Annotated in this window: 2 protein-coding genes; both read left to right on the plus strand. The window is 62.0% G+C overall.

The features are described from left to right. The first annotated feature begins 111 nt into the window (after positions 1-111). On the plus strand, positions 112-1,230 hold the full coding sequence (locus tag AC629_RS44210) for an IS110 family RNA-guided transposase (protein WP_084810811.1): 1,119 nt from the start codon (positions 112-114) through the stop codon (positions 1,228-1,230). Between the two features lie 447 nt (positions 1,231-1,677). Then, the coding region (locus AC629_RS44215) for an IS110 family RNA-guided transposase (protein ID WP_084810810.1) at positions 1,678-2,624 on the plus strand (947 nt) is incomplete at its 3' end.

Consider the following 2,624-nt stretch of genomic DNA (forward strand, 5'->3'; position numbering starts at 1 on the left):
AGATCCGCTAGACTGTATGTCCCCTCCACAAAATGAGGCGACTCACCCTCGATGTTGCAACGAGGGTTGCCCGGATGGACTGGGCAGAGCCTCAAACAAGGAGGGCGAGTCGTGGGTCATCATACCGAGGCCTTTGTCGGAATCGATACGTCAAAATTGCGTAATGCGGTAGCAATTGCTGATAGCGGCCGTGGCGGCGAGGTCCGGTATCTGGGGGAGTTTCCTGCTACGGAGGCAGCGATCCGAAAGCTCGTGGCAAAGCTTGCAGCGAAATGCTGTCAGTTGACGTTTTGCTACGAAGCAGGGCCGACAGGATATGGCCTCTACAGACTGCTCAAGAGCCTCGGCCATGACTGCCTAGTGGTCGCCCCCTCGCTCGTTCCGAAGAAGGCCGGCGATCGAGTGAAGACGAACCGGCGCGATGCGGTAAGCCTCGCCAAGCTGTTGCGCGCGGATGAGCTTACCGCGGTATGGGTGCCGGACGAGCGCCATGAGGCTATGCGCGATCTCTCGCGCGCCCGTCAGGCAGTGAAGAAGGACCTCCAGGGCAAGCGTCAACAGATCTCATCATTGATGCTGAGGCTGGGACGCATCTATCCGGGCAAGACAACGTGGGGACCAGCCCACATGAGGTGGCTGATGGAGCAGACGATCGAGCACCGCGAGCAGCGCATCGCATTCGAAGAGCTGCTCGAGGGAATACGCCAGGAAAGCGAGCGCGTGGAGCGTTTGGAAAATGCTATCCGCGAAGTGGTGCCCGAGTGGTCGCTCTCCGAGGTCGTCGCGGCCCTGCAGGCGGTGCGTGGGATTGATCTCATAGCCGCTGTGGGGGTGTTGGCCGAGATCGGCGATCTCTCCCGCTTTCAAAACCCGCGCGAGCTGATGGGCTATCTGGGTCTCGTGCCCTCAGAAAGCTCGACCGGTGACAAGGTTAAGCGCGGCGGCATCACGAAGGCCGGTAATGGACGGGCGCGACGTCTTCTTGTCGAAGCGGCCTGGAGCTATCGATATCCGCCGCGCGTGAGCCGAGACAAGCAGCCAAGGGTGGAGGCCGCACCGAAGCGCGTGCGCGAGATTGCGTGGAAAGCGCAAACCAGACTGTGCGGGCGCTTCCGGTCACTCGAGCGGAAGGGCAAGCGACGAACTGTAATCGCCACGGCGATTGCCCGCGAGCTATCCGCCTTCATTTGGGCGATCAATCGCGAGCTCTTGGCACATCGACAGGCGTAACGTCGCCCGGGAGCTGTGGACCGCTCGAGTCGTGTGGTGCGCTCGACCGGCCCACAGCTCCCTCCGTTGCAATCAGAATCGGGGGCATAGTCGCAGACATCAATCGTGCAGAAGTGAAGGCGGGACCACGGCAGGGGAATTCCTGAAACCCATTATGTGGCCGATCATCCGATCGACGCCCGACGCTAGACCAGGGACAGCCCCAGACGAAAAAACGGAAATGCGGTATCCAACCCGCGCATCAGAGCCTGTTCACCGACGTCTTTGGGTCCCGCCTTCTCCTCTGCACGATCCATCAGTGCAAGAACTTCACGACGAGTCCTCGTGGAGACGGGAAACCGTGCGCTGTGTACTTGACTGGGGACATCAGAATGGGATGGTCCGGCCGTGCTCCGTCCCTGCCAGTACGAGAAGCTGGCAAGGGGCGCTCAAGACGAGGAGCACGCCATGTCTCAGAAACTCAACGCCGCGATCACCGTGATCGGCATCGATATCGGCAAGAACTCGTTCCACATCGTCGGCCAGAATCACCGCGGTGTCATCGTGCTGCGGCAGAAGTGGTCACGCGGACAGGTCGAAGCGCGGCTCGCCAACCTGCCGCCGTGCTTGATCGGGATGGCGGCCTGCGTCGGCGCCCATCATCTCAGCCGCAAACTCCAACTGCTTGGCCACGACGCCCGCCTGATGCCGGCGAAATACGTGCGCCCGTATTCGAAGGGACAGAAGAATGACTTCCGGGATGCGGAAGCCATCACGGAGGCGGTCCAACGCCCGACCATGAAATTCGTCGCGACCAAGACCGCCGATCAGCTCGACCTTCAGGCCCTGCACCGGGTCCGCGAGCGATTGGTCGGTCAGCGTACCGGCGTCATCAATCAGATCCGTGCGTTCCTGCTGGAGCGAGGCATCGCCGTGCGGCAAGGCCCGCATTCCCTGCGGTTCGAGTTGCCGGGTCTCTTGGCAACTCGCACCGATGTGCTCTCGCCTCGCATGTTGCGCATCGTCGAGGGTCTGGCGGACGACTGGCGCCGGCTGGATGCGCGCATCGAGGGGCTCTCGAGCGAGATCGAAACACTCGCCCATCAAGATGAGGCCTGCCAGCGACTGATGACGGTGCCTGGCATTGGCCCGATCATCTCGAGCGCAATGGTGGCCGCGATCGGCACTGGAGACGTGTTCTCGAAAGGCCGCGACTTCGGCGCCTGGCTTGGACTGGTGCCGAAGCAGATCTCGACCGGCGACCGCACGATCCTCGGCAGCATATCACGGCGCGGCAATCGCTACCTGCGCACGCTGTTCGTGCAAGCCGCGTGGGTTGTGCTGGTCAAGGTCAGGTGTTGGGAGCGCTATGGCCTCAACTCGTGGATCGAAGCCGCCAAGAAGCGGCTGCACCA

Source organism: Bradyrhizobium sp. NAS80.1, from assembly GCF_001908205.1.
In the GTDB taxonomy this organism is placed as follows: Bacteria; Pseudomonadota; Alphaproteobacteria; order Rhizobiales; family Xanthobacteraceae; genus Bradyrhizobium.